Genomic DNA, 23,810 nt, shown 5'->3' on the forward strand with positions numbered 1-23,810 from the left:
GCACTCCTACAGAATCCGATGTCGTTAGCAGAGGGCCGACCTTAGAAGGTCTGACCCAGAGAGAATTGGAACACCTGGGTATCGGCTTCGTCCGGCTTCTTCACTGGCATGGCCAGGCTGAAGCTCAACGGACCAAGCGCGGTGATCCAGGTCACACCCAGGCCGACGGAGCTGGCCAGACCCGACAGGCCGACCTTCTCGCAATCCGGCTGGGAGCCGCAGTTGGTATCGAACACGTTACCCACATCCCAGAATACCGAGGTGCGCAGCGAGCGTTGGTCCTTGACGAACGGCAGCGGGAACAACAGTTCTACACCACCCTGGACGAGGACGTTACCACCGAACGGCAGCGGATCCTGATCCGGGTCGGCGACGGTACCCGGGTTGTGACCGTCACTCGGCGTACTGCGCGGACCCAAGCTGCTGTCCTTGAAGCCACGAACCGAGTTGAAACCACCGGCATAGTAGTTCTCGTAGAACGGCAGACCCGACGTACCACCGAAACCATCACCATAGCCCAGTTCAGTGTGCAGACGCAGGGTGTAGTCGTTAGTGATTGGCTTGAACAGCTGACCACGGTAGTCGAGTTTGAAGAACGACAAGTCGCTGCCTGGGGTGGTTGCCTCAAGCACCAGGCTTTGAGAGTGACCACGGGTAGCCAGCACGCCCTTGTTCAGGGTCGACTCGGACCAACCGGCCGAAGCCTTGAAGTTCAGGTACTTGTCGCCTTCTTCTTCAACGAAATCAAAGATCTCGTCAACGGTGTACTTACCGGTTTTGATCTCGTCCTGCTGCGCCGTCAGGCCGAAGGTCAGGCGCGAGGTTTCGCTGATCGGGTAACCCACGCTGACGCCTGCACCCAGGCTGTCGACCGCATAGCTGGCAACGTCAACGTCGAGGTCGTCGTAGTCAGTGGTGCGATAGAACGCGTTGTAACCCAGGCTGACGCCATCAGCAGTCCAGTAGGGGTCAACGAAGCCGAAGTTGTAGCGACTCTGGTATTCGCTGCGGGTCAGGCCGATGGACACCTTGTTACCGGTACCGAGGAAGTTGGTCTGGCTGATCGAACCACCGAGGATCAGGCCGGCGCTCTGGGCGAAACCGACGCTGGCGGTGATCGAACCGGAGGCTTGCTCTTCAACACTGTAGTTGACGTCGACCTGGTCGTCGGTGCCCGGAACGGCCGGGGTCTCGACGTTGACTTCCTTGAAGAAGCCCAGACGCTCCAGACGGGTCTTGGACTGGTCGATCAGGTAGGTCGAAGCCCAGCCGCCTTCCATTTGACGCATTTCACGGCGCAGCACTTCGTCTTCAGACTTGGTGTTGCCACGGAAGTTGATACGGTTGACGTAGGCACGCTTGCCCGGATCGACCACGAAGGTGATGTCGACAGTGTGGTCTTCGTCGTTTGGCTGTGGCACGCCGTTGACGTTGGCGAAGGTATAGCCTTCGTTACCCAGACGACGGGTGATCAGCTCGGAAGTGGTGGTCATCACCTTACGCGAGAACACCTGGCCCGGCTGCACCAGCATCAGCGACTTGACCTGGTCTTCCGGCACCTTGAGGTCACCGGACAGTTTTACGTCACGAACGGTGTACTTCTCGCCTTCGTTGACGTTGACCGTGATGTAGACGTGTTTCTTGTCTGGCGTGATCGAAACCTGGGTGGAGGCGATGTCCATGTTGATGTAGCCGCGGTCCAGGTAGTAGGAACGCAGGCGCTCCAAGTCACCGGAAAGTTTCTCACGGGCATACTTGTCATCGTTTTTGAAGAACGACAGCCAGTTGGTGGTCTTCAGCTCGAACAGGTTGACCAGGTCTTCCTCAGGGAAGACGGTATTGCCAACTACGTTGATGTGCTGGATTGCAGCAACCGTGCCTTCGTTGATCTTGATCTTCAGACCTACGCGGTTACGTGGCTGCGGCACGACTTCGGTGTCGACCTCTGCCGAGTAGCGGCCCTGGGCAACGTACTGGCGCTGCAGTTCGTTACGCACACCTTCAAGGGTGGCGCGCTGGAAGATCTCGCCTTCGGCCAGACCCGATTGTTTCAGACCTTTCATCAGGTCTTCGGTGCTGATGGCCTTGTTGCCTTCGATTTCGATGCTGGACACCGAAGGACGCTCGACTACGGTAATAATCAGGACATTGCCGTCACGGCCCAGTTGGATGTCCTGGAAGAAACCGGTCTTGAACAGCGCACGAGTGGATTCCACCAGGCGACGGTCATCGGCCTCATCGCCGACGTTCAATGGCAAAGCACCGAAAACGCTGCCCGCGGAAACCCGCTGCAGACCATTGACGCGAATATCGGAGATGGTGAAGGACTCGGCGTGAACTTCAGCGATCATCAGTACGGCGAGAACCGCAGTTAGCAGCAGACGTTTCATGAAGTCCTTTCTTATTCCAACTGGCAATAAACGACCCGCCGCGGGACGCGGCAGGTTCGCAATTGAGCGAAGCTTTACAGTCGACCCAAATCGTTTATCAGGGCAAGCAACATCACCCCGACTACCAAACTGATACCGATCTGGACCCCCCAACCTTGCACCCGATCTGAAAGCGGACGACCACGCGCCCACTCAATCAGGTAGAACAGCAAATGCCCCCCATCCAGTACTGGAATGGGCAGCAAATTAAGAACCCCCAGGCTAATGCTCAGGTAGGCGAGGAAATTAAGGAAATCCCCAACACCTGACTGGGCTGAAGCGCCCGCCACTTTAGCAATGGTTATCGGTCCGCTCAAGTTTTTTACCGAGAGCTCGCCGAACAGCATTTTCTTCAACGATTCGAGGGTCAGCACACTCATGTTCCAAGTGCGCGAAAGCCCCTCACCTACGGCCTCCAATGGCCCATAGCTCACCTCGCGAAGCATGGCATCCGGCCACTTAACTGGCTTTACGCCAGCCCCGAGATAACCGCTGATCGACTTACCTTCACCACGTGTGGCCAGGGTCACCGGGATATCCAGGGTCGCGCCGTTACGCTCGACCTGCAGCAAGACCTTGCTGCCAGCACGGCCACGCACGGAGTCGACAACCTGCTGCCAGTCATTCAAGGCCTGACCATCAAGGCTGAGCAGGCGGTCACCGGTTTGCAGGCCAGCCGCCTTGGCGGGCCCTTTAGGGTCCAGCTCAGCGAGCACCGGCGACAGTGCCGGACGCCACAGACGCAAGCCAAGGGAGCGAATTGGGTCAGGCTCGTCCGCACCTTTGAGCCAATTATCCAGGGTCAGCACATGCGCGCTGTCGACGGTCGCGCCCTCTTCGCGCACATTGATGTGCAACTGGCCGCTCTCGCCCAGACGACGAATCAGCTGCAGGTTGACCGCCGACCAACCCGTGGTCGCCTTGCCATCAATGGAAACAATTTCCTGGCCAGCTTTCAGCCCAGCGGCCTCGGCGATACTGCCTGCCTCGACACCACCGATGACCGGACGCTCCTGTTGAGTGCCAAGCATTGCCAGCACCCAGAAGAACAGAATCGCCAGGAGAAAGTTGGCGATCGGCCCCGCCGCCACGATTGCAATGCGCTGACGCACCGACTTGCGATTGAATGATTGCTCGATCTGGTCGACCGGCACTTCACCCTCACGCTCATCGAGCATCTTGACGTAGCCACCCAGCGGAATGGCAGCCACCACGAATTCGGTACCATGACGGTCGTGCCAGCGCAGCAAAGGCGTGCCGAAACCCACGGAAAAACGCAGCACCTTGACGCCACAACGCCGGGCCACCCAGAAGTGACCGAATTCGTGAAAGGTGACCAGCACACCCAATGCCACCAGGGTGCCGATAATCATGTAGAGCGCACTCATATCTTTCTCCGAATGACGTTCAGCCCAGCCAGGTCACTGGCCTCAGCACCCGTGTTGGTTCAACCACTGCCCCGCCAACCGCCGGGCGCGCTGATCGGCAGCAAACACCGCATCGAGCGACTGCACAGCAACGACCGGCTCCTGGTCGAGTACTTGTTCGATCATACTCGCGATCTGCGGGAAACGAATGCGCCGCTGGAGAAATGCCTCCACGGCAACTTCATTGGCCGCATTGAGCATTGCCGGCGCACTGTTGCCCGCCTCGGCCGCCTGACGCGCCAGACGCAAACAAGGGAAACGTTGCTCATCAGGTGCCTGAAAGTCCAGGCGTGCAACGGCAAACAGATCGAGCGGCGCTACACCGGAATCGATGCGCTGCGGCCAGGCCAGTGCATTGGCAATCGGCGTGCGCATGTCCGGGTTACCCAGTTGTGCCAACACCGAGCCATCGACATAGTCGACCAAGGAGTGAATCACGCTCTGCGGATGCACCACCACCTCAACCTGAGCTGGACGCGCATCGAACAGCCAGCACGCCTCGATCAGCTCCAGGCCTTTGTTCATCATGCTGGCCGAATCGACCGAAATCTTGCGCCCCATGGACCAGTTGGGATGCGCACAAGCCTGCTCCGGAGTGACCTGAGCCAGCTCGGCCAAGGGTGTTTCGCGAAACGGCCCACCAGAGGCGGTCAGCAGGATACGCCGCACACCGACCTGGGACAGGCCGCGGGCGTAGTCACCCGGCAAGCATTGGAAAATCGCGTTGTGCTCGCTATCGATCGGCAACAACACTGCGCCACTGCGCTGAACCGCCTGCATGAACAGGGCGCCGGACATCACCAGCGCTTCTTTGTTAGCCAACAGCACCTTTTTGCCTGCTTCGACGGCCGCCAACGTTGGGCGCAAACCCGCCGCTCCGACAATCGCTGCCATTACGGCATCGACTTCAGGGCTTGCCGCCACTTGGCACAAACCCTCTTCGCCTTCGAGCACTTCGGTACGCGAGCCAGCCGCCGCCAGTTGCTCACGCAACTGCTGCGCCGCCTCGGCCGACGGCACCACGGCAAACACTGGCGAATGGCGCAGACACAGCGCTAGCAGCTCTTGCAGTCGCGAGTAACCACTAAGCGCGAACACCTGATAACGCTCCGGATGACGAGCGATCACATCCAGAGTGCTCAAGCCGATCGAGCCCGTGGCACCCAGTACGGTAATACGTTGCACGCTGCTCACATCACGCCCCAGTTGGCTGCCCAGAGCAGCACCGCAAACAGCGGGATGGCCGCAGTCAGGCTGTCGATACGGTCCAGAACGCCACCGTGGCCGGGCAACAGATTGCTGCTGTCCTTGATGCCGGAGCGACGCTTGAACATGCTTTCGGTCAGATCGCCGACCACCGACACCAGCACCACGACAGCAGCGCCCAACAGGCCCAGCAGCAACGCGCTGACGCTCCAGCCGCGATTGATCCCCACGACCAGGGTAATGACCAAGCTTAGCGCCAAACCACCGTAGACACCCTCCCAGCTCTTGCCAGGACTCACCTGCGGTGCCAGCTTGCGCTTGCCGAAGGCACGTCCGGAGAAGTAGGCGCCGATATCCGCACCCCAGACCAGCACCATGACCGCCATGATCAACCAGTTGCCCAACGGCCAATGCTTGAGCAGCACCAGGCCTTGCCAGGCCGGCAACAGAATCAGCAAACCGATCAGCAAACGACAGGCCACACTGGACCAGAGTTCGCTGGTACGCGGGTAGGTCAGCACCAGCCAGGTCGCTACACCCCACCACAGCACCGAAGCCCCTAGCACCCAGGGCGCCAGGTCCGGCATGAGGTAGAGCAGCATCAGCAGGCCTGCCACCACGGCGGCATAGGCTACGCGTACAACTTGCGCAACCAGACCTGCCAGGCGCGCCCACTCCCAGGCCCCCAGGGTCACCACCAGGCCGATGAACAGGGCGAAATCGCCGCCATCGAGCAGGAAGAAGCCGCCCAGGGCAATGGGCAGCAGGATCAGCGCTGTGATGATGCGTTGTTTAAGCATTAAGCACGGGCTCCAGCTTCGACCTGCTCGCTGGTTTTCCCGAAACGGCGCTGGCGCGAAGCGTAATCGGCCAGCGCAGAGCGCATGGCCTCGTGTTTGAAGTCCGGCCAGTACAGGTCGGAGAAATACAGTTCGGCGTAGGCCAGCTGCCACAACAGGAAGTTGCTGATGCGATGCTCGCCACCGGTACGAATGCACAGATCGGGCAGCGGCAGGTCGCCGGTTGCCAGGCAGGTTTGCAGGAGTTCGGGGGTAATGTCGTCCGGGCGCAGATGCCCGGCCTGAACCTCACGCGCCAGGCGCTGAGCGGCCTGGGCGATATCCCACTGGCCGCCGTAGTTGGCAGCGATCTGCAGGATGAAGCGATTACTGCCAGCGGTCAGCGCTTCGGCTTCGCGCATGGCGGCCTGCAGCTCAGGGTGAAAGCGCGAGCGATCACCGATGATGCGCAGACTGATGTTGTTGTCGTTGAGGCGCTTGGCTTCTCGGCGCAAGGCCGAGAAGAACAGCTCCATCAACGCACCGACCTCTTCGGCCGGTCGCTGCCAGTTTTCACTGGAGAAGGCGAACAGGGTCAAGACCTCGACCTTGGCCTCGGCACACACCTCGATGACCGCGCGCACTGCGTCGACACCCGCCTTGTGCCCGGCTACCCCCGGCAGCAAGCGCTTCTTCGCCCAGCGATTATTCCCATCCATGATGATCGCGACATGGCGCGGCACCGATGAGGACACACCCTGTTTGGTCTTTTCCATTAAAAAAGTCCCGACCTTTAAACGGCCATCAGGTCCTTTTCTTTCTCTTCGGTGGCCTTGGTGATCTGGGCCTCGGTATCTTTCGTCAGCTTGTCGATATCAGCGATGGCGCGACGCTCTTCGTCTTCACTGATTTCCTTGTCTTTGACCAGCTTCTTCAGTTCACCCAGAGCATCGCGGCGGATGTTGCGCACAGCAACGCGAGCGTCTTCGGCCGCACTGCGGGCCTGCTTGGTGAAGCCCTTACGGGTTTCTTCAGTCAGGGCTGGCATGGTGATCAGCAGCAACTCACCCAGGTTGGTCGGGTTGAGATTCAAACCGGCGCTCTGGATGGCCTTGTCAACGGCAGCGAGCATGTTGCGCTCGAAAGCCACGACCTGCAGGGTGCGCGAATCTTTCACGGTGACGTTGGCGACGCCGCTGATCGGGGTGTCGACACCGTAGTAAGGCACCATCACGCTTGCCAGGATGCTTGGGTGTGCCTTGCCGGTACGAATCTGGCCGAACGCATACGCCAGAGACTCCAGGGATTTCTGCATGCGCGCTTGGGCGTCTTTCTTGATTTCGTTGATCATTTTTGAACTTCCTCGATCAGAGTTCCTTCAGCGCCACCATGCACGATATTCAGCAAGGCGCCGGGCTTGTTCATGTTGAAGACGCGCAACGGCATCTTGTGGTCGCGGCACAGACAGATTGCCGTCAGGTCCATTACGCCCAGCTTGCGATCCAGCACTTCATCGTAGGTCAGATGATCGAACTTCTCGGCATGCGGGTCTTTGAATGGATCTGCAGTGTATACACCATCGACCTTGGTTGCCTTCAATACCACGTCGGCATCGATTTCGATGGCGCGCAGGCAGGCTGCGGAGTCGGTGGTAAAGAACGGGTTGCCAGTACCGGCAGCGAAGATTACAACTTCTTTGGAGTTCAGGTGGCGCATGGCTTTGCGGCGATCATAGTGATCGGTCACGCCTACCATGGAGATCGCCGACATGACGATAGCGGTGATGTTCGCGCGCTCGAGCGCATCACGCATGGCCAGGCCGTTCATTACCGTGGCCAGCATACCCATGTGGTCACCGGTAACGCGATCCATGCCAGCCGCGCTGAGCGCTGCACCACGGAACAGGTTGCCACCACCGATCACCAGGCCGACCTGAACGCCGATACCGACCAGTTGGCCGACTTCCAGCGCCATGCGATCCAGGACCTTGGGGTCGATCCCGAACTCTTCCGAGCCCATCAGGGCCTCGCCGCTAAGCTTGAGTAGAATGCGTTTATAGCGAGCTTGATAACCACTGCCCTGCTGAGCCATTGCGAATCTCTCCTGCGGCGTTTTGAAAAAATCTTGCGGGCTGTTTTCAGCCTGCGCGTAACTCTAGTGTGGCGCAGCTACTGCGCCAGCGGGAGGCAGTCTCGTAAACCACCTGCGCTTTGACAAAGAGGCTGCGCGCGTGAGCGGGCAGCCTCTTCGGGGCGACAGAAGTGAATCTGTCTTATTGCTTGGCAGCAGCCAGCTGAGCAGCAACTTCTTCAGCGAAGTTGTCAACTGGCTTCTCGATGCCTTCGCCGACTTTGAAGTAGGTGAAGGAAACGATTTCAGCACCGGCTTTCTTGGCCAGTTCGCCGACCTTGATTTCCGGGTTCATGACGAAGGCTTGCTCAACCAGGCTAGCTTCGGACAGGAACTTGGAGATACGGCCTTTGACCATGTTCTCAACGATGTTCTCTGGCTTGCCTTTGATCTTCTCTTCGTTCAGCTGCAGGAAGACGGCCTTTTCACGCTCGATGGCTTCTGGCGAAACTTCCGACGGCAGCAGGAACTCTGGGTTGCTTGCCGCTACGTGCATGGCGATTTCTTTGGCCAGCTGGACGTCGCCGCCCTTCAGGACAACCGCAACACCGATTTTGTTACCGTGCAGGTAGGTACCGACAACGTCACCTTCAACACGTACCAGACGGCGGATGTTGACGTTCTCGCCTACTTTGGCAACCAGTGCTTCACGAGCAGCTTCGCGCGAAGCGATCAGCGGAGCGGCATCGGTCAGCTTCTCGGCGAAAGCTTGTTCAACGCTTTCAGCAACGAAGTTTTTGAAGTCGTCTTGCAGAGCCAGGAAGTCGGTCTGCGAGTTCACTTCCAGCAGGACGGCAGACTTGTCGTCAGCCTTGATGGCGATGGCGCCTTCAGCAGCAACGTTACCGGCCTTTTTAGCAGCCTTGATGGCGCCCGAAGCGCGCATGTCATCAATGGCTTTTTCGATGTCGCCGCCAGCCTTGGTCAAGGCTTTCTTGCAGTCCATCATGCCTTCGCCGGTACGCTCGCGCAGTTCTTTAACCAGCGCTGCAATAATCTCTGCCATTTCAAATTCCTCTTGGATAGGTTTTCAACCATTCCACCCGATACTTGACGGGCGTTCAATTCTGTAAATCCGCTTATCAGCAGTCATGCCAGACAAGCATGCAACGGCGATACTGACAAACGGATTTCAAGGTGGCAAAAAGGGGGCCTAGCCCCCTTTTTGCGTGCCAAGTAGACGCCAGGCGTCAATTACTCAGCAGCTGGTGCCGCTTCTTCAGCGTAAACTTCGGTACCACCGGCAACGTTGTTGCGACCACGGATAACGGCGTCAGCCATCGAACCCATGTACAGCTGGATAGCGCGGATGGCGTCATCGTTACCTGGGATGATGTAGTCAACGCCTTCTGGGCTGCTGTTGGTATCGACAACGCCGATAACCGGGATGCCCAGCTTGTTGGCTTCGGTGATAGCAATGCGCTCGTGGTCAACGTCGATCACGAACAGGGCATCAGGCAGGCCGCCCATGTCCTTGATACCGCCCAGGCTGCGATCCAGTTTTTCCAGGTCGCGGGAGCGCATCAGGGCTTCTTTCTTGGTCAGCTTGGCGAAGGTGCCATCTTCGGCCTGGGTTTCCAGGTCGCGCAGACGCTTGATCGAAGCACGGATGGTTTTGTAGTTGGTCAGCATGCCGCCCAACCAGCGGTGATCGACGTACGGCGAACCGCAACGTGCTGCTTCTTCAGCAACGATCTTGCCAGCGGAACGCTTGGTGCCGACGAACAGAATCTTGTTTTTGCCCTGGGCCAGACGCTCGACGAAAGTCAGTGCGTCGTTGAACATTGGCAGGGTTTTTTCAAGGTTGATGATGTGAATCTTGTTGCGCGCGCCGAAAATGTACTTACCCATTTTCGGGTTCCAGTAACGGGTTTGGTGACCGAAGTGCACACCGGCCTTCAGCATATCGCGCATGTTGACTTGGGACATGATAGTTCCTTGATAAGTCGGGTTGGGCCTCCACGTATCCCAATGACCAACCCAGGATCCGTGGATCAAGGGCACCCAGGTCATCGTGTCGACACGTGTGTGGGTTTAAGCTTTGGGGGCTATCCCCGCAAAGCGGCGCATTTTATACCACACAAGCGCGGCAAACGGAACCCGAATTAACATCGCTGAAAGCAGCTGCCTTGAATGGCCTGGTAGGAGCGGGCTTGCCCCGCGATTGCGGCTTGCCAGCCACCTCGCTTCGCGGGGCAAGCCCGCTCCCACCCTAGAAGGTGCAAGGCAACTGCAGTGAGCAGCATTTCGTCCGTCACTGTCTTTTGCACCGCCACGCTAATCGCGCCAGAATGCCTCTATATAAAGGTTGTATCGCCGCTGCTCTGGTAGAATCCGGCCTTTCCTCAGATTATTCGCGCATTCAAGCGCCGTAGAGAGCCTGCAATGACCGTTACCATCAAAACCGCCGAAGACATCGAAAAGATGCGCGTCGCCGGCCGCCTGGCCGCCGAAGTGCTGGAGATGATCGAAGAGCACGTCAAGCCTGGCGTCACCACCGAAGAACTCGACCGCCTGTGCCACGACTATATCGTCAACGTCCAGAAGGCGATTCCCGCGCCGCTCAACTACAAAGGCTTCCCCAAGTCGATCTGTACTTCGGTCAACCACGTGGTGTGCCACGGCATCCCGGGTGACAAACCACTCAAGGACGGCGACACCCTGAACATCGACGTGACCGTGATCAAAGACGGCTATCACGGCGACACCAGCCGTATGTTCCACGTCGGTAACGTGCCGGTCTGGGCCGAGCGCCTGTCGCAGGTCACTCAGGAATGCATGTACAAGGCCATCGAGCTGGTCAAACCGGGCTGCCGCCTGGGCGACATCGGCGAAGTGATCCAGAAGCACGCAGAAAAGAACGGCTTCTCGGTGGTCCGCGAATTCTGCGGCCACGGTATCGGCAAGGTGTTCCACGAAGAGCCGCAGATTCTGCACTACGGCCGCGCCGGTACCGGCATGGAGCTCAAGGAAGGCATGACCTTCACCATCGAGCCGATGATCAACCAGGGCCGTGCCGACACCAAGGTACTGGGCGACGGCTGGACGGCCATCACCAAAGACCGCAAGCTCTCGGCGCAGTGGGAACACACACTGGTGGTAACTGCCACGGGCTACGAAATTTTCACCCTGCGTAAAGACGACACCATTCCCCGCACGTCGGCCTGATTCAAACAGGAAAGTGACTCGATGCCCCAGGTGGATCCCGAGCTGTTCGATCGCGGCCAGTTCCAGGCGGAACTGGCCCTCAAATCCAGCCCTATCGCGGCCTTCAAGAAGGCCATCCGCCAGGCGGGCGAAGTGCTCGACAAGCGCTTTCGTGAAGGCCGCGAGATCCGCCGGCTGATTGAAGACCGCGCCTGGTTCGTCGACAACATCCTGCAACAGGCCTGGAACCAGTTCGACTGGAGCGATGAGGCCGATATTGCCCTGGTGGCGACCGGCGGTTATGGCCGCGGCGAGTTGCACCCCTACTCCGACATCGACCTGCTGATCCTGCTCGACAGTGCTGATCACGAAGTATTTCGCGATTCGATCGAACGCTTGCTGACCTTGCTCTGGGACATCGGCCTGGAAGTAGGCCAGAGCGTGCGCTCGATCGACGAATGCGCCGAGCAGGCCCGCGCTGACCTGACGGTTGTCACCAACCTCATGGAAAGCCGCACCATCGCTGGCCCCGAGCGCCTGCGCCAGCGCATGTTGGAGGTCACCAGCACCGCACACATGTGGCCGAGCAAGGAATTCTTCCTGGCCAAGCGCGCCGAACAGAAGGCGCGCCACCACAAGTACAACGACACCGAATACAACCTGGAACCCAACGTCAAAGGCTCGCCCGGCGGCCTGCGCGATATCCAGACAGTACTGTGGATTGCCCGGCGCCAGTACGGCACCTTGAATCTGCACGCCTTGGCCGGTGAAGGTTTTCTGCTGGAAAGTGAAAATGCCTTGCTGGCTTCTTCCCAGGAGTTCCTGTGGAAGGTCCGCTATGCCCTGCACATGCTTGCCGGCCGCGCCGAAGACCGCCTGCTGTTCGATCATCAGCGCAGTATTGCCGCGCTGCTCGGCTTCAGTGACGAGAACCCCAAGCGCGCCATCGAGCAGTTCATGCAGCAGTACTACCGGGTGGTGATGAGCATTGCCGAGCTCAGCGACCTGATCATCCAGCATTTCGAAGAAGTCATTCTCGACGACGACACTGGCAGCACCCAGCCCCTCAACGCCCGTTTCCGACTGCACGATGGTTATATCGAGGCGGTACGGCCGAACGTGTTCAAGCGCACGCCGTTCGCCATGCTGGAAATCTTCGTGCTGATGGCCCAACACCCGGAAATCAAAGGCGTGCGTGCCGACACGATTCGCCTGCTGCGTGAACACCGGCACCTGATTGACGACGATTTCCGCAACGATATTCGCAACACCAGCCTGTTTATTGAACTGTTCAAGTGCGAAATCGGCATTCATCGCAACCTGCGGCGCATGAACCGCTACGGCATTCTGGGCCGTTATCTGCCCGAGTTCGGGCTGATTGTCGGGCAGATGCAGCACGACCTGTTCCATATCTATACCGTCGATGCGCACACCCTGAACCTGATCAAGCACCTGCGCAAATTGCAGTACACGCCGGTATCAGAGAAGTTCCCGCTGGCCAGCAAGCTCATGGGGCGCCTGCCGAAGCCCGAACTGATCTACCTGGCTGGCCTTTACCACGACATCGGCAAAGGCCGTCAGGGCGACCACTCGGAGCTGGGCGCCGTGGATGCTCAGGCGTTCTGCCTGCGCCACCAATTGCCGGTATGGGACAGCCGCCTGGTGGTCTGGCTGGTGCAAAACCACCTGGTCATGTCGACCACAGCTCAGCGCAAAGACCTTTCTGACCCACACGTGATCCATGACTTCGCCCAACAGATGGGCGACGAGACCCGTCTGGATTACCTCTACGTGCTGACCGTGGCCGACATCAACGCCACCAACCCCAGCCTGTGGAACTCCTGGCGCGCCAGCCTGTTGCGCCAGCTGTACACCGAAACCAAGCGCGCCCTGCGCCGCGGCCTGGAGAACCCACTGGATCGCGAAGAACAGATTCGCCAAACCCAGAGCGCGGCACTGGACATCCTGATCCGGGAGGGCACCGACCCGGACGATGTCGAACAGCTCTGGGCGCAGCTGGGCGATGACTACTTCTTGCGTCACACCGCCGCAGACGTAGCCTGGCACAGTGACGCCATCCTTCAGCAGCCGGCCGATGGCGGCCCGCTGGTACTGATCAAGGAAACCACCCAGCGCGAGTTTGAAGGCGGCACCCAGATCTTCATCTACGCGCCCGACCAGCACGACTTCTTCGCTGTAACCGTAGCGGCCATGGACCAGCTCAACCTGAACATCCATGACGCACGGATCATCACCTCCAGCAGCCAGTTCACCCTCGACACCTACATTGTGCTCGACAACGATGGCGGCTCGATTGGCGACAATCCGCAACGGGTCAAGGAGATCCGCGACGGCCTGACCGACGCCCTGCGCAATCCGGACGATTACCCGACCATCATCAAGCGTCGCGTACCGCGCCAGCTCAAGCACTTCACCTTTGCCCCGCAGGTCACCATTCACAACGACGCCCAGCGACCGGTCACCATCCTCGAACTCAGCGCCCCCGACCGCCCGGGCCTGCTGGCGCGGATTGGCAAGATCTTCCTGGAGTTCGACCTGTCACTGCAGAACGCCAAGATTGCCACCCTCGGCGAACGGGTCGAAGACGTGTTCTTCATCACCGATGCCGACAACCAACCGCTGTCTGACCCACAACTGTGCAGCCGCCTGCAGGATGCCATCGTCGAGCAATTACGCGTCGACCAGGCCGCAGCGACAACCGTTTCCCGCCTGACCATTTAACGTTTGACGAGACCCAGCGCCGATGAACACCGATTTGCTCCAGCTTCAGCCCTACCCGTTCGAGAAACTCCGCGCCCTGCTCGGCAGCGTCACGCCCGCCGCCGACAAACGCGCTATTGCCCTGTCGATCGGTGAGCCCAAGCATGAATCGCCAGCGTTCGTCGCCCAGGCCCTGGCCGACAACTTGCCGCAAATGGCCGTGTACCCGACCACGGTGGGCCTGCCTGCCCTGCGTCAGGCCATCACCCGCTGGTGCGAACAGCGCTTTGGCGTGCCCAGCGGCTGGCTGGATGCCGACAAACACGTGTTGCCGGTCAATGGCACCCGCGAAGCCTTGTTCGCCTTCACCCAGGCGGTGGTCAACCGCAGTGCCGACGGCCTGGTGATCAGTCCCAACCCGTTCTATCAGATCTACGAAGGCGCAGCCCTGCTGGCCGGTGCCACCCCGCACTACCTGCCATGCCTGGACAGCAACGGTTTCAACCCCGACTTCGATGCAGTCTCAGCCGACACCTGGAAGCGCTGCCAGATCCTGTTCATCTGCTCCCCGGGCAACCCCACCGGTGCCCTGGTGCCGATGGACACCCTGAAAAAGCTGATCGCCCTGGCTGACGAGCACGACTTTGTGATTGCCGCCGACGAGTGCTACAGCGAACTGTACTTCGACGAACAAAGCCCGCCACCAGGCCTGTTGAGCGCCTGCGTAGAGCTGGGACGCAGTGATTTCAAGCGTTGTGTGGTGTTCCACAGCCTGTCCAAACGCTCCAACCTGCCGGGCCTGCGCTCAGGCTTTGTTGCCGGTGATGCTGAAATCATCAAACCGTTCCTGCTGTATCGCACCTATCACGGCTGCGCCATGCCAGTGCAAACCCAGCTGGCGAGTATCGCCGCCTGGAACGACGAAGAGCACGTGCTGGCCAACCGCGACCTGTATCGCGAGAAGTTCGATGCGGTGCTGGACATTCTGGCGCCAGTACTGGATGTACAGCGCCCGGATGGCGGCTTCTACCTGTGGGCCAAGGTACCTGGCGATGATGCAGAGTTCTGCCGCGGCCTGTTTGAAACTCAGCACGTAACGGTAGTACCGGGCTCCTACCTGTCGCGCGAAGTGGATGGCGTTAACCCAGGCGCCGGGCGTGTACGTATGGCGCTGGTTGCGCCGCTGGCCGAGTGTGTCGAAGCGGCGGAGCGGATTCGCGACTACCTGAAGGCTTGAGGTCGCATCGCGGGGCAAGCCCGCTCCTACTAGTGGGAGCGGGCTTGCCCCGCGAAAACATCGCTACTTGACCTTCCCCAGATTCGCCTCACTCAGGTCCAGCTCCTCCAGCACCTGACGCACCACGTCATCCCCAACCTGATGATGGCGGTGCAGCTTATACAGCTCCAGGCGCTGGGCGCGCAGGGCACGCAGGCGCAGGCGCCGCTCCAGCAGATCCATCTGCTCCGCCAGTGCCTGGGCCTCTGCACTGTCGTTGAAACTGTCCAATTGATGCCGGTACTCTGCCATCAGACGCGCTTTCAGCTCAGCCGCCAACGCCGCCTGAGCCGCATCCGGGGTAGCGCCCGGCTCAACCAGTTCTTCAGCTTCCAGCGCGTGAATCGCCGCTTCGGCGGTCTGTCGCCAGACCTCCTTGGCCTCCTGACGCATGGCGTCATCCGGGCTTTTGCTCATCCCTCGCAGCAACAGGGGCAAGGCAATACAGGCCGAGGCCAGCGACAACAGAATCACCCCGGCCGCAATGAAAATCAGCAAGTCGCGTTCAGGAAAGGCTTCGCCCGCACTGATCAGCAACGGCACCGACATGACACCGGCCAAGGTCACCGCCCCCCGCACCCCACCGATGGTCAACAGCCAGCAGGATCGGGCATTGGGCGCCACCACCAGGTCGGCCTTGCCGCGCCAGCGACGGATCACCCCGATCAAACGCCAGATGCTCTGCACCCAGACAAAGCGCAACGCCACCAGCACGGCAAAAATCGCCACCACATCCAGGCAGCGCCAGAGCAAGGTTGGCATCAAGGTCGCCTCATGGCTGGTCACTGCCTTGATGATGTCGGGCAACTGCAAACCCAACAGCAGGAAGATCAGGCCATTGAAGCTGAACTCCAGCAACGACCAGACGCTGCGGTTGAGCAAACGTGTGCTGGTCTGGCGCGGCAACAGATCAAGCCAGCTTTGCATCATCCCCGCCGCTACGGCGGAGAGAATCCCGGAAGCGCCCAGGCGTTCGGCCAGTACGTAGGCGGCAAACGGCAACAGCAACATGAACACCACATGGGTGGCCGGGTCGTCCCAGCCACGGGCGATCATCCAGGCGCGCAGGCGCCCAACCAGCCAACTCAGGGCTACACCGGTGGCCAAACCACCGAGGGCCACCAGCACAAAAGTCACGCTGGCCTCGGCCAACGAGAACGCACCAGTGATCGCTGCAACCAAGGCAAACTTGAAGGTCACCAGGCCAGTGGCGTCGTTCATCAGCGCCTCACCTTGGAGCATGTGCATCAAGGGCGTCGGCAGGCGGTCCTGGGCAATGGCCGATACCGCCACGGCATCGGTGGGCGACAGCACTGCCGCCAGGGCAAAGGCCACGGGCAGCGGGATGCTGGGCAGAATCCAGTGAATGAAATAACCGGCACCGACCACGGTAAACAGCACCAAGCCTACGGCCAGGGTCAGAATCGGGCCACGCAAACGCCAAAGGTCACGCTTGGGCATGCGCCAGCCATCGGCGAACAGTAGCGGCGGCAAGAACAGAAACAGAAACAGCTCAGGGTCCAGGGCTACGTGAAGCCCCAGGGTCGGCCAGGCCAGCAATGCCCCGGCAGCGATCTGTACCAGCGGCAACGGCAACGGGATCACCCGCCCGACAAGTTTGGAGACACTCACCAGCATCAGCAGGATGAGAACGGTGTAGGCTGATTGCATACGGCGTGTACCCTTCGATTCAGACAGTCAACGGCGCTTCTGTTACCCGCAGGCAGGCATTGCCATTGAATCGACATAGTAGACGTTCAGGATGCGGGCGCGCCGCTGCACAAAAGTCGCAGGCGGCGTCGAAACCTGTAACACAATGCTACAAAGTACATCGGTGAGACCAACCCAACGCGGTCGACCGTGGCATAATCCTTCACCATTTTTTCCCAGGAGGGGCAAGACATGACCAAACGCGACACGCCATTGCACCTTTATGGAATCAAAGCCTGCGATACCATGAAGAAAGCCCGTACCTGGCTGGAAGATAAAGGCCTGGGTTACGACTTTCACGACTACAAAACCCAGGGTATCGACCGCCAAAGCCTGACCCGCTGGTGCGACGAGCACGGCTGGGAAATCGTGCTCAACCGCGCAGGCACCACGTTTCGCAAACTCGAAGACGCCCAGAAGGCCAACCTCGACCAGGCCAAGGCCATCGAGTTGATGCTGGCCCAACCCTCGATGATCAAGCGCCCGGTGCTCGATCTTGGCGAGCGTACGCTGGTCGGCTTCAAACCGGACCTGTACGCCGCCGCCCTGCAGTAATGCGGCGCCACGCTTTCATTCAATTTCGCAAGAGGTAACTGCATGTCCACTACCCTGTTCAGCCTGGCCTTCGGTGTCGGCACCCAGAACCGCCAAGGTGCCTGGCTGGAAGTTTTCTACGCTCAACCGCTGATCAACCCGAGCGCCGAACTGGTTGCAGCTGTAACCCCGGTGCTGGGTTACGAAGGTGGCAACCAGGCCATCGCCTTCAGCAATGCTCAGGCTGCACAGCTGGCTGATGCCCTCAAGGGTGTCGACGCCGCCCAGGCCGCCCTGCTGACCCGCCTGGCTGAAAGCAACAAACCGCTGGTTGCGACCCTGCTGGCCGAAGACGCCGCCCTGAGCTCCACCCCGGAAGCCTACCTGAAGCTGCACCTGCTCTCGCATCGCCTGGTCAAGCCTCATGGCCTGAGCCTGGCCGGCATTTTCCCGCTGCTGCCAAACGTTGCCTGGACCAGCCAGGGTGCCGTCGATCTGGCCGAACTGGCCGAACAGCAGCTGGAAGCGCGCCTCAAAGGCGAACTGCTGGAAGTGTTCTCGGTCGACAAGTTCCCGAAAATGACCGACTACGTCGTGCCTGCCGGCGTGCGTATCGCCGACAGCGCCCGTGTGCGCCTGGGCGCCTACATCGGCGAAGGCACCACCATCATGCACGAAGGCTTCGTCAACTTTAACGCTGGCACCGAAGGCCCGGGCATGATCGAAGGCCGCGTTTCGGCCGGTGTGTTCGTCGGCAAGGGCTCGGACCTGGGCGGCGGTTGCTCGACCATGGGCACCCTGTCCGGTGGCGGCAACATCGTCATCAAAGTGGGTGAAGGCTGCCTGATCGGCGCCAACGCCGGTATCGGCATTCCGCTGGGTGATCGCAACACCGTTGAAGCCGGCCTGTACATCACCGCCGGTACCAAGGTGAACCTGCTCGACGAGAACAACCAGCTGGTCAAAGTGGTCAAGGCCCGCGACCTGGCTGGTCAGACCGACCTGCTGTTCCGCCGCAACTCGCTCAACGGCGCGGTGGAGTGCAAAACCCACAAGTCGGCGATCGAGCTGAACGAAGCGCTGCACGCCCACAACTAAGTGGTACCATCGGGTCTGGCCTACCGCCAGGCCCGATATTCAGGTCCGATCATCATGTTCCAGCCCTCCCCGTGGCGCGCCGACTTTCCGGCTATCGCCGCTCTGCAACGCCAGCACCAGACCTACCTGGACAACGCTGCTACCACGCAAAAACCACAACTTCTGCTCGATGCTCTGAGCCATTATTACGGCCACGGCGCCGCCAACGTGCACCGTGCCCAACACCTTCCCGGCGCCCTGGCCACCCAGGCCTTTGAACGCAGCCGGGAAAAAGTCGCTGGCTGGATCAATGCCAGTGATAGCCAACAGATCGTGTTCACCCATGGCGCAACCTCCGCCCTGAACCTGCTGGCCTACGGGCTGGAGGGGCTGTTCGAAGCCGGTGACGAAATCGCTGTCAGTGCGGTGGAACACCACGCCAACCTGTTGCCCTGGCAGCAACTGGCCCGGCGGCGCCAGCTCAAACTGGTGATTCTGCCGCTGGACAACCGCGGCCTGATCGATGTGCAAGCGGCCCTGCAGTTGATTGGCCCACGCACCCGCCTGCTGGCGCTCAGCCAACTGTCGAATGTCCTCGGCGCCTGGCAGCCATTGGCGCCTCTGCTGGCTCACGCCCAGGCCCAAGGCGCGCTGACCGTGGTCGATGGCGCCCAGGGTGTGGTGCATGAACGCCAGGACATGCAGCAACTGGGCTGCGACTTTTACGTGTTCTCCAGCCACAAGCTGTATGGCCCCGACGGGGTCGGCGTACTGTATGGTCGCAGCGAAGCGCTGGCACGTCTGCGCCACTGGCAATTCGGCGGTGAGATGGTGCAGGTTGCCGACTACCACAGCGCCAGCTTTCGCCCGGCGCCGCTGGGTTTCGAAGCCGGCACACCACCTGTCGCCAGTGTGATCGGCCTGGGCGCCAGTCTCGACTACCTGGCGGGGCTCGATGCCAACGCCGTCGCCGAGCACGAAGCCGGCTTGCATCGTTACTTGCTGCGCGGCCTCAATGATCGCGAAGGCATACGTTTACTCGGCCAGCCGCAACTGGCGCTGGCGAGTTTCGTGGTCGAAGGCGTGCACAACGCCGACCTCGCCCATATGCTCACCGAACAGGGCATCGCCGTGCGCGCCGGGCACCACTGTGCCATGCCGCTGCTGAAAAGCTTCGAGCTTGAAGGGGCGATCCGTGTGTCGCTCGCCTTGTACAACGACTCCGACGACCTGCAACGCTTCTTCGACGCACTGGATCAAGCCCTGGAGTTGCTGCGATGACTCTGCCTGCCAATGCACGGAGCGCACTCGGCGCCTTCGAACAGGCGTCCGGCTGGGAGCAACGGGCTCGCTTGCTGATGCAATGGGGTGAACGCCTGGCGCCGTTGAGCGAGGCGGAAAAGTCCGAAGCCAATCGCGTTCATGGCTGTGAGAGCCAAGTGTGGCTGGTGGCCGAACAAACGGCTGGCCACTGGCATTTCAAAGCGGGCAGCGATGCGCGGATCATTCGCGGCTTGCTGGCGCTGCTGCTGGTGCGTGTCGAAGGCTTGTCGAGCGCCGAACTGCAGCAACTGGACCTGCCCGGCTGGTTCAACCAACTGGGCCTGGGCCGCCAACTTTCGCCTTCACGCAGCAACGGCCTGAACGCCGTGCTGCAGCGCATGGCTCAATTGGCTGCGGGCGTCTGAGCCTTGGCCTGGCGCTCGCAAGGGCGCCTTGCCCCTGCTACCAGCTTCTCTACCGCTTTGCTGGCGGCGACCATGCCGAAGGTTGCCGTCACCATCATCACCGCGCCAAAGCCTCCGGAACAGTCGAGCTTGACGCCCTCGCCGACAAAACTCTTCTGCAGGCAGACACTGCCGTCGCCCTTGGGGTAACGCAGCTGCTCCGTAGAAAACACACAGGGCACGCTGTAGTTACGGGTAACTGTGCGGGAAAACCCGTAGTCGCGGCGCAGGGTTGAGCGCACGCGCGAGGCCAACGGGTCATTGAAGGTTTTGTTCAGGTCGGCGACACGGATCTGGGTCGGGTCGATCTGCCCACCTGCGCCACCGGTACTGATGATGGTGACCTTATGGCGCTTGCACCAGCCAATCAGCGCCGCCTTGGCCATGACACTGTCGATGCAATCGATCACGCAGTCGATGTGCTCGCCAATGTACTCGGGCAGGGTTTCCTTGGTAACGAAATCCACCACCGCGTGCACGGTGCACGCCGGATTGATCGCCCGCAGGCGCTCCGCCATGACTTCAGCCTTGGCACGGCCAATGTTGCCCTCCTGAGCGTGCAACTGGCGATTGGTGTTGCTGACACAGACATCATCGAGGTCGAACAGAGAGATTTCGCCTACGCCGCTGCGCGCCATCGCCTCTGCCGCCCAGGAGCCGACACCGCCGATGCCGACGATTGCCACATGGGCCTCGCGCAGGCGCTGCAGGCCGCTGTCACCGTATAACCGGGCAACACCGGCAAAGCGTGGATCATCTGTACTCATGGCCATACCCCGAAAAAACCGGCGCGCATTATAGGCCTGTTCCGCCCTGATGCCATCCTGCTTCAGACCCGTTGACCATGTAGGAATTAGTAAAGTCAGCGGTAATCCTGCTTTAATGTCCTACGCAACTCCTAGTCTTGGAAGACAACAGCACGGGCCTCAGAACTTCAGCACCCGAAGTCAATCTAACCATTGCCGCCAGATTGCTCCTACAAAGCATAGGCGGACAAAGCGCAGAATCCGCGCCTTTTGGCGCCCGCCCGTTCCACCTTTCGGAACCCGAACTATCTATGTCATCGCGTAAATTTGGTATCAACCTGGTGATAGTCATGGCCATCGCCGCGCTATTCACCGGGTTCTGGGCCCTGATCAACCGCCCTGTTTCCGCCCCCAACTGGCCGGAGCAGATTTCTGGCTTCTCCTATTCGCCGTTCCGTCTTGGCGAAAGCCCACAAAAGGGCCAGTACCCCACTGAGGACGAGCTGCGCCAGGACCTTGAGCAACTGAGCAAGCTGACCGACAGTATTCGTATCTATACCGTCGAAGGCACTCAAGCTGAAATTCCGCGCCTGGCTGAAGAATTCGGCCTGAGGGTGACCATTGGTGTGTGGATCAGCCCTGACCTTGAGCGCAACGAGCGGGAAATCCAGAAAGCCATCGAGCTGGCCAACAGCTCGCGCAGTGTCGTGCGGGTAATGGTCGGTAACGAGGCGCTGTTCCGCGAAGAAATCACCCCCGAAGCCTTGATCCAGTACCTGGACCGGGTGCGTGCGGCGGTGAAAGTCCCCGTCACCACCAGTGAACAGTGGCATATCTGGAAAGACCACCCGGAACTGGCCAAACACGTCGACCTGATCGCAGCGCATATTCTGCCGTACTGGGAATTCATTCCGATGAAAGACGCCGGTCAGTTCGTACTGGACCGCGCCCGTGATCTGAAACAGCTGTTCCCACGCAAACCGCTGCTGCTGTCCGAGGTAGGCTGGCCCAGCAACGGGCGCATGCGCGGTGGCGCTGATGCCACCCAGGCCGACCAGGCCATTTACCTGCGTACCCTGGTGAACAAACTCAACCGCCAGGGTTACAACTACTTCGTCATTGAAGCCTATGACCAGCCGTGGAAAGCCAGCGACGAAGGCTCGGTGGGCGCCTACTGGGGCGTGTTCAACGCCGCGCGTCAGCAGAAATTCAACTTTGAAGGCCCGGTAGTAGCCATTCCGCAATGGCGCGTACTGGCCGTAGGCTCGGTGGTGCTGGCGATGCTTTCGCTGACCCTGCTGCTGATCGACGGCTCGGCGCTGCGCCAGCGTGGCCGTACCTTCCTGACCTTTATCGCCTTCCTCTGTGGTTCGGTGCTGGTGTGGATCGGCTACGACTACAGCCAGCAATACAGCACCTGGTTCAGCCTGACCGTGGGCTTCTTGCTCGCGCTCGGTGCGCTCGGGGTGTTCATTGTGTTGCTGACCGAGGCGCATGAACTGGCCGAGGCGGTGTGGACGCACAAACGCCGCCGCGAGTTCCTGCCGGTACAGGCCGACAGCGCCTACCGGCCGAAAGTCTCGGTGCATGTACCGTGCTACAACGAGCCGCCGGAAATGGTCAAACAGACCCTCAATGCCCTGGCAGCCCTGGACTACCCGGACTACGAAGTGTTGATCATCGACAACAACACCAAGGATCCGGCGGTCTGGGAGCCGATCAAGGCGCATTGCGAGCTGCTCGGCGAACGCTTCAAGTTCTTCCACGTCTCGCCCCTGGCGGGCTTCAAGGGCGGCGCGCTGAACTACCTGATCCCGCACACCGCCAAAGATGCCGAAGTGATCGCGGTGATCGACTCGGACTACTGCGTGGACCGCAACTGGCTCAAGCACATGGTGCCGCACTTCGCCGACCCGAAAATTGCCGTGGTGCAATCGCCGCAAGACTACCGCGATCAGCACGAAAGCACCTTCAAGAAGCTGTGCTACAGCGAGTACAAGGGCTTCTTCCACATTGGCATGGTTACCCGTAATGACCGCGACGCGATCATCCAGCACGGCACCATGACCATGACCCGGCGCTCGGTCCTGGAAGAGCTGGGCTGGGCGGACTGGTGTATCTGTGAAGACGCCGAACTCGGCCTGCGGGTGTTCGAGAAGGGCTATTCGGCCGCCTACTCCCACGAAAGCTACGGCAAGGGCCTGATGCCCGATACCTTTATCGACTTCAAGAAACAGCGCTTCCGCTGGGCCTATGGTGCGATCCAGATCATCAAACGCCATGCCGCCAGCCTGTTGCGCGGTAAAGACTCGGAGCTCACCCGTGGCCAGCGCTATCACTTCCTGGCCGGCTGGTTGCCGTGGATTGCCGATGGCATGAACATCTTCTTCACCGTCGGCGCCCTGCTATGGTCGGCGGCGATGATCATCGTGCCGCAACGGGTTGATCCACCGCTGCTGATCTTCGCCATCCCGCCGTTGGCGTTGTTCGTGTTCAAAGTCGGCAAGATCGTGTTCCTCTACCGTCGCGCGGTCGGGGTTAACCTCAAGGATGCCTTCGCCGCTGCTCTGGCCGGTCTTGCGCTGTCGCATACCATTGCCAAGGCGGTGTTGTACGGTTTCTTCACCAGCAGCATTCCGTTTTTCCGCACGCCGAAAAATGCCGACAGCCATGGGTTTATGGTGGCGCTTTCGGAAGCACGCGAAGAACTGTTCATCATGTTGCTGCTGTGGGGCGCTGCGGCCGGTATTTACCTGGTGCAGGGCTTGCCGAGCAATGACATGCGCTTCTGGGTGACCATGCTGCTGGTGCAATCGTTGCCGTATCTGGCGGCGCTGATCATGGCGATGCTGTCATCGCTGCCCAAACCCGTGGATGCCGCCCAACCCGCCCAAGCCTAAC

Annotated in this window: 19 protein-coding genes; 8 read left to right on the top strand and 11 right to left on the bottom strand. The window is 60.2% G+C overall.

All coding sequences use genetic code 11. The annotated features are described in order from the left end of the window. Window positions 1-41: 41 nt before the first annotated feature. From bamA to rpsB, 9 genes are all read right to left on the bottom strand, one after another. Window positions 42-2,390, bottom strand: a complete 2,349-nt coding sequence (bamA, locus tag ACVWSC_RS22570; protein ID WP_442109265.1) for an outer membrane protein assembly factor BamA — start codon at window positions 2,388-2,390, stop codon at window positions 42-44. A gap of 74 nt (window positions 2,391-2,464) precedes the next feature. Then, window positions 2,465-3,817, bottom strand: a complete 1,353-nt coding sequence (gene rseP / locus ACVWSC_RS22575; protein ID WP_442109266.1) for an RIP metalloprotease RseP — start codon at window positions 3,815-3,817, stop codon at window positions 2,465-2,467. Window positions 3,818-3,859: 42 nt separating this feature from the next. Further along, entirely contained in the window at window positions 3,860-5,050 is a 1,191-nt protein-coding gene (ispC, locus tag ACVWSC_RS22580) for a 1-deoxy-D-xylulose-5-phosphate reductoisomerase (RefSeq protein ID WP_442109267.1), read from the bottom strand. Beyond that, on the bottom strand, window positions 5,047-5,862 hold the full coding sequence (locus ACVWSC_RS22585; protein WP_442109268.1) for a phosphatidate cytidylyltransferase: 816 nt from the start codon (window positions 5,860-5,862) through the stop codon (window positions 5,047-5,049). The genes ispC and ACVWSC_RS22585 overlap by 4 nt, the downstream gene beginning before the upstream one ends. Next, window positions 5,862-6,617, bottom strand: coding sequence for a polyprenyl diphosphate synthase (gene uppS / locus ACVWSC_RS22590; protein ID WP_442109269.1), 756 nt, complete (start codon window positions 6,615-6,617; stop codon window positions 5,862-5,864). Before uppS ends, ACVWSC_RS22585 begins: the two co-directional genes overlap by 1 nt. Window positions 6,618-6,634: 17 nt before the next feature. Further along, the gene (gene frr / locus ACVWSC_RS22595) at window positions 6,635-7,192 is read right to left on the bottom strand and encodes a ribosome recycling factor (RefSeq protein ID WP_442109270.1); all 558 of its coding nucleotides are present in this window, start codon (window positions 7,190-7,192) and stop codon (window positions 6,635-6,637) included. Continuing rightward, window positions 7,189-7,932, bottom strand: a complete 744-nt coding sequence (gene pyrH, locus ACVWSC_RS22600; RefSeq protein WP_010224848.1) for a UMP kinase — start codon at window positions 7,930-7,932, stop codon at window positions 7,189-7,191. Before pyrH ends, frr begins: the two co-directional genes overlap by 4 nt. A gap of 181 nt (window positions 7,933-8,113) precedes the next feature. After that, window positions 8,114-8,977: a translation elongation factor Ts gene (gene tsf, locus ACVWSC_RS22605; protein WP_442109271.1), complete on the bottom strand. Its 864-nt coding sequence runs from the start codon at window positions 8,975-8,977 to the stop codon at window positions 8,114-8,116. Window positions 8,978-9,165: 188 nt separating this feature from the next. Next, complete coding sequence (rpsB, locus tag ACVWSC_RS22610; RefSeq protein WP_038614011.1) at window positions 9,166-9,900, bottom strand: 30S ribosomal protein S2; 735 nt, start codon at window positions 9,898-9,900, stop codon at window positions 9,166-9,168. Window positions 9,901-10,356: 456 nt separating this feature from the next. Between rpsB and map the strand changes: the two genes are divergently transcribed. From map to dapC, 3 genes are read left to right on the top strand one after another with little or no spacing between them, the layout of a single operon-like run. Further along, the gene (map, locus tag ACVWSC_RS22615; protein ID WP_128322427.1) at window positions 10,357-11,139 is read left to right on the top strand and encodes a type I methionyl aminopeptidase; all 783 of its coding nucleotides are present in this window, start codon (window positions 10,357-10,359) and stop codon (window positions 11,137-11,139) included. A gap of 21 nt (window positions 11,140-11,160) precedes the next feature. Further along, a complete protein-coding gene (locus tag ACVWSC_RS22620) occupies window positions 11,161-13,860 on the top strand; it encodes a [protein-PII] uridylyltransferase (RefSeq protein WP_442109272.1) in 2,700 nt (899 codons plus the stop codon). A 22-nt stretch (window positions 13,861-13,882) separates the two neighbouring features. Further along, on the top strand, window positions 13,883-15,076 hold the full coding sequence (gene dapC, locus ACVWSC_RS22625; RefSeq protein WP_442109273.1) for a succinyldiaminopimelate transaminase: 1,194 nt from the start codon (window positions 13,883-13,885) through the stop codon (window positions 15,074-15,076). Window positions 15,077-15,139: 63 nt separating this feature from the next. Here dapC and ACVWSC_RS22630 read toward each other — a convergent pair whose 3' ends face one another. Continuing rightward, window positions 15,140-16,786, bottom strand: a complete 1,647-nt coding sequence (locus tag ACVWSC_RS22630) for a Na+/H+ antiporter (RefSeq protein ID WP_442109274.1) — start codon at window positions 16,784-16,786, stop codon at window positions 15,140-15,142. Between the two features lie 231 nt (window positions 16,787-17,017). Between ACVWSC_RS22630 and ACVWSC_RS22635 the strand changes: the two genes are divergently transcribed. From ACVWSC_RS22635 to ACVWSC_RS22650, 4 genes are read left to right on the top strand one after another with little or no spacing between them, the layout of a single operon-like run. Continuing rightward, a complete protein-coding gene (locus ACVWSC_RS22635) occupies window positions 17,018-17,380 on the top strand; it encodes an ArsC family reductase (protein ID WP_442109275.1) in 363 nt (120 codons plus the stop codon). A gap of 42 nt (window positions 17,381-17,422) precedes the next feature. Further along, window positions 17,423-18,457, top strand: a complete 1,035-nt coding sequence (gene dapD / locus ACVWSC_RS22640; protein WP_442109276.1) for a 2,3,4,5-tetrahydropyridine-2,6-dicarboxylate N-succinyltransferase — start codon at window positions 17,423-17,425, stop codon at window positions 18,455-18,457. A gap of 54 nt (window positions 18,458-18,511) precedes the next feature. Continuing rightward, on the top strand, window positions 18,512-19,717 hold the full coding sequence (locus ACVWSC_RS22645; protein ID WP_442109277.1) for an aminotransferase class V-fold PLP-dependent enzyme: 1,206 nt from the start codon (window positions 18,512-18,514) through the stop codon (window positions 19,715-19,717). After that, window positions 19,714-20,124, top strand: a complete 411-nt coding sequence (locus ACVWSC_RS22650; protein WP_442109278.1) for a SufE family protein — start codon at window positions 19,714-19,716, stop codon at window positions 20,122-20,124. The genes ACVWSC_RS22645 and ACVWSC_RS22650 overlap by 4 nt, the downstream gene beginning before the upstream one ends. Here the strand turns inward: ACVWSC_RS22650 and tcdA are convergent. Next, window positions 20,103-20,930, bottom strand: a complete 828-nt coding sequence (tcdA, locus tag ACVWSC_RS22655) for a tRNA cyclic N6-threonylcarbamoyladenosine(37) synthase TcdA (RefSeq protein ID WP_442109279.1) — start codon at window positions 20,928-20,930, stop codon at window positions 20,103-20,105. The two genes, ACVWSC_RS22650 and tcdA, sit on opposite strands and share 22 nt — an antisense overlap. Before the next feature lie 290 nt (window positions 20,931-21,220). On the opposite strand from tcdA, the gene ACVWSC_RS22660 reads away from it, so the two are divergent. Further along, window positions 21,221-23,809 carry a glycosyltransferase gene (locus ACVWSC_RS22660; RefSeq protein WP_442109280.1) on the top strand — a complete coding sequence of 863 codons (2,589 nt, stop codon included), beginning with the start codon at window positions 21,221-21,223 and terminating at the stop codon, window positions 23,807-23,809. Window position 23,810 lies beyond the last annotated feature (1 nt).

The organism is Pseudomonas sp. NUPR-002 (assembly GCF_056322725.1).

What these genes read in the sequence shown, in the direction of transcription:
- tsf (WP_442109271.1), bottom strand. Translation starts at nt 8,977, where the DNA reads ATGGCAGAGATTATTGCAGCGCTGGTTAAAGAACTGCGCGAGCGTACC.
- ACVWSC_RS22650 (WP_442109278.1), top strand. Translation starts at nt 19,714, where the DNA reads ATGACTCTGCCTGCCAATGCACGGAGCGCACTCGGCGCCTTCGAACAG.
- ACVWSC_RS22635 (WP_442109275.1), top strand. Translation starts at nt 17,018, where the DNA reads ATGACCAAACGCGACACGCCATTGCACCTTTATGGAATCAAAGCCTGC.
- tcdA (WP_442109279.1), bottom strand. Translation starts at nt 20,930, where the DNA reads ATGAGTACAGATGATCCACGCTTTGCCGGTGTTGCCCGGTTATACGGT.
- ACVWSC_RS22630 (WP_442109274.1), bottom strand. Translation starts at nt 16,786, where the DNA reads ATGCAATCAGCCTACACCGTTCTCATCCTGCTGATGCTGGTGAGTGTC.
- ACVWSC_RS22660 (WP_442109280.1), top strand. Translation starts at nt 21,221, where the DNA reads ATGTCATCGCGTAAATTTGGTATCAACCTGGTGATAGTCATGGCCATC.
- rseP (WP_442109266.1), bottom strand. Translation starts at nt 3,817, where the DNA reads ATGAGTGCGCTCTACATGATTATCGGCACCCTGGTGGCATTGGGTGTG.
- uppS (WP_442109269.1), bottom strand. Translation starts at nt 6,617, where the DNA reads ATGGAAAAGACCAAACAGGGTGTGTCCTCATCGGTGCCGCGCCATGTC.
- map (WP_128322427.1), top strand. Translation starts at nt 10,357, where the DNA reads ATGACCGTTACCATCAAAACCGCCGAAGACATCGAAAAGATGCGCGTC.
- pyrH (WP_010224848.1), bottom strand. Translation starts at nt 7,932, where the DNA reads ATGGCTCAGCAGGGCAGTGGTTATCAAGCTCGCTATAAACGCATTCTA.
- bamA (WP_442109265.1), bottom strand. Translation starts at nt 2,390, where the DNA reads ATGAAACGTCTGCTGCTAACTGCGGTTCTCGCCGTACTGATGATCGCT.
- ACVWSC_RS22645 (WP_442109277.1), top strand. Translation starts at nt 18,512, where the DNA reads ATGTTCCAGCCCTCCCCGTGGCGCGCCGACTTTCCGGCTATCGCCGCT.
- rpsB (WP_038614011.1), bottom strand. Translation starts at nt 9,900, where the DNA reads ATGTCCCAAGTCAACATGCGCGATATGCTGAAGGCCGGTGTGCACTTC.
- dapD (WP_442109276.1), top strand. Translation starts at nt 17,423, where the DNA reads ATGTCCACTACCCTGTTCAGCCTGGCCTTCGGTGTCGGCACCCAGAAC.
- dapC (WP_442109273.1), top strand. Translation starts at nt 13,883, where the DNA reads ATGAACACCGATTTGCTCCAGCTTCAGCCCTACCCGTTCGAGAAACTC.
- ACVWSC_RS22620 (WP_442109272.1), top strand. Translation starts at nt 11,161, where the DNA reads ATGCCCCAGGTGGATCCCGAGCTGTTCGATCGCGGCCAGTTCCAGGCG.
- frr (WP_442109270.1), bottom strand. Translation starts at nt 7,192, where the DNA reads ATGATCAACGAAATCAAGAAAGACGCCCAAGCGCGCATGCAGAAATCC.
- ACVWSC_RS22585 (WP_442109268.1), bottom strand. Translation starts at nt 5,862, where the DNA reads ATGCTTAAACAACGCATCATCACAGCGCTGATCCTGCTGCCCATTGCC.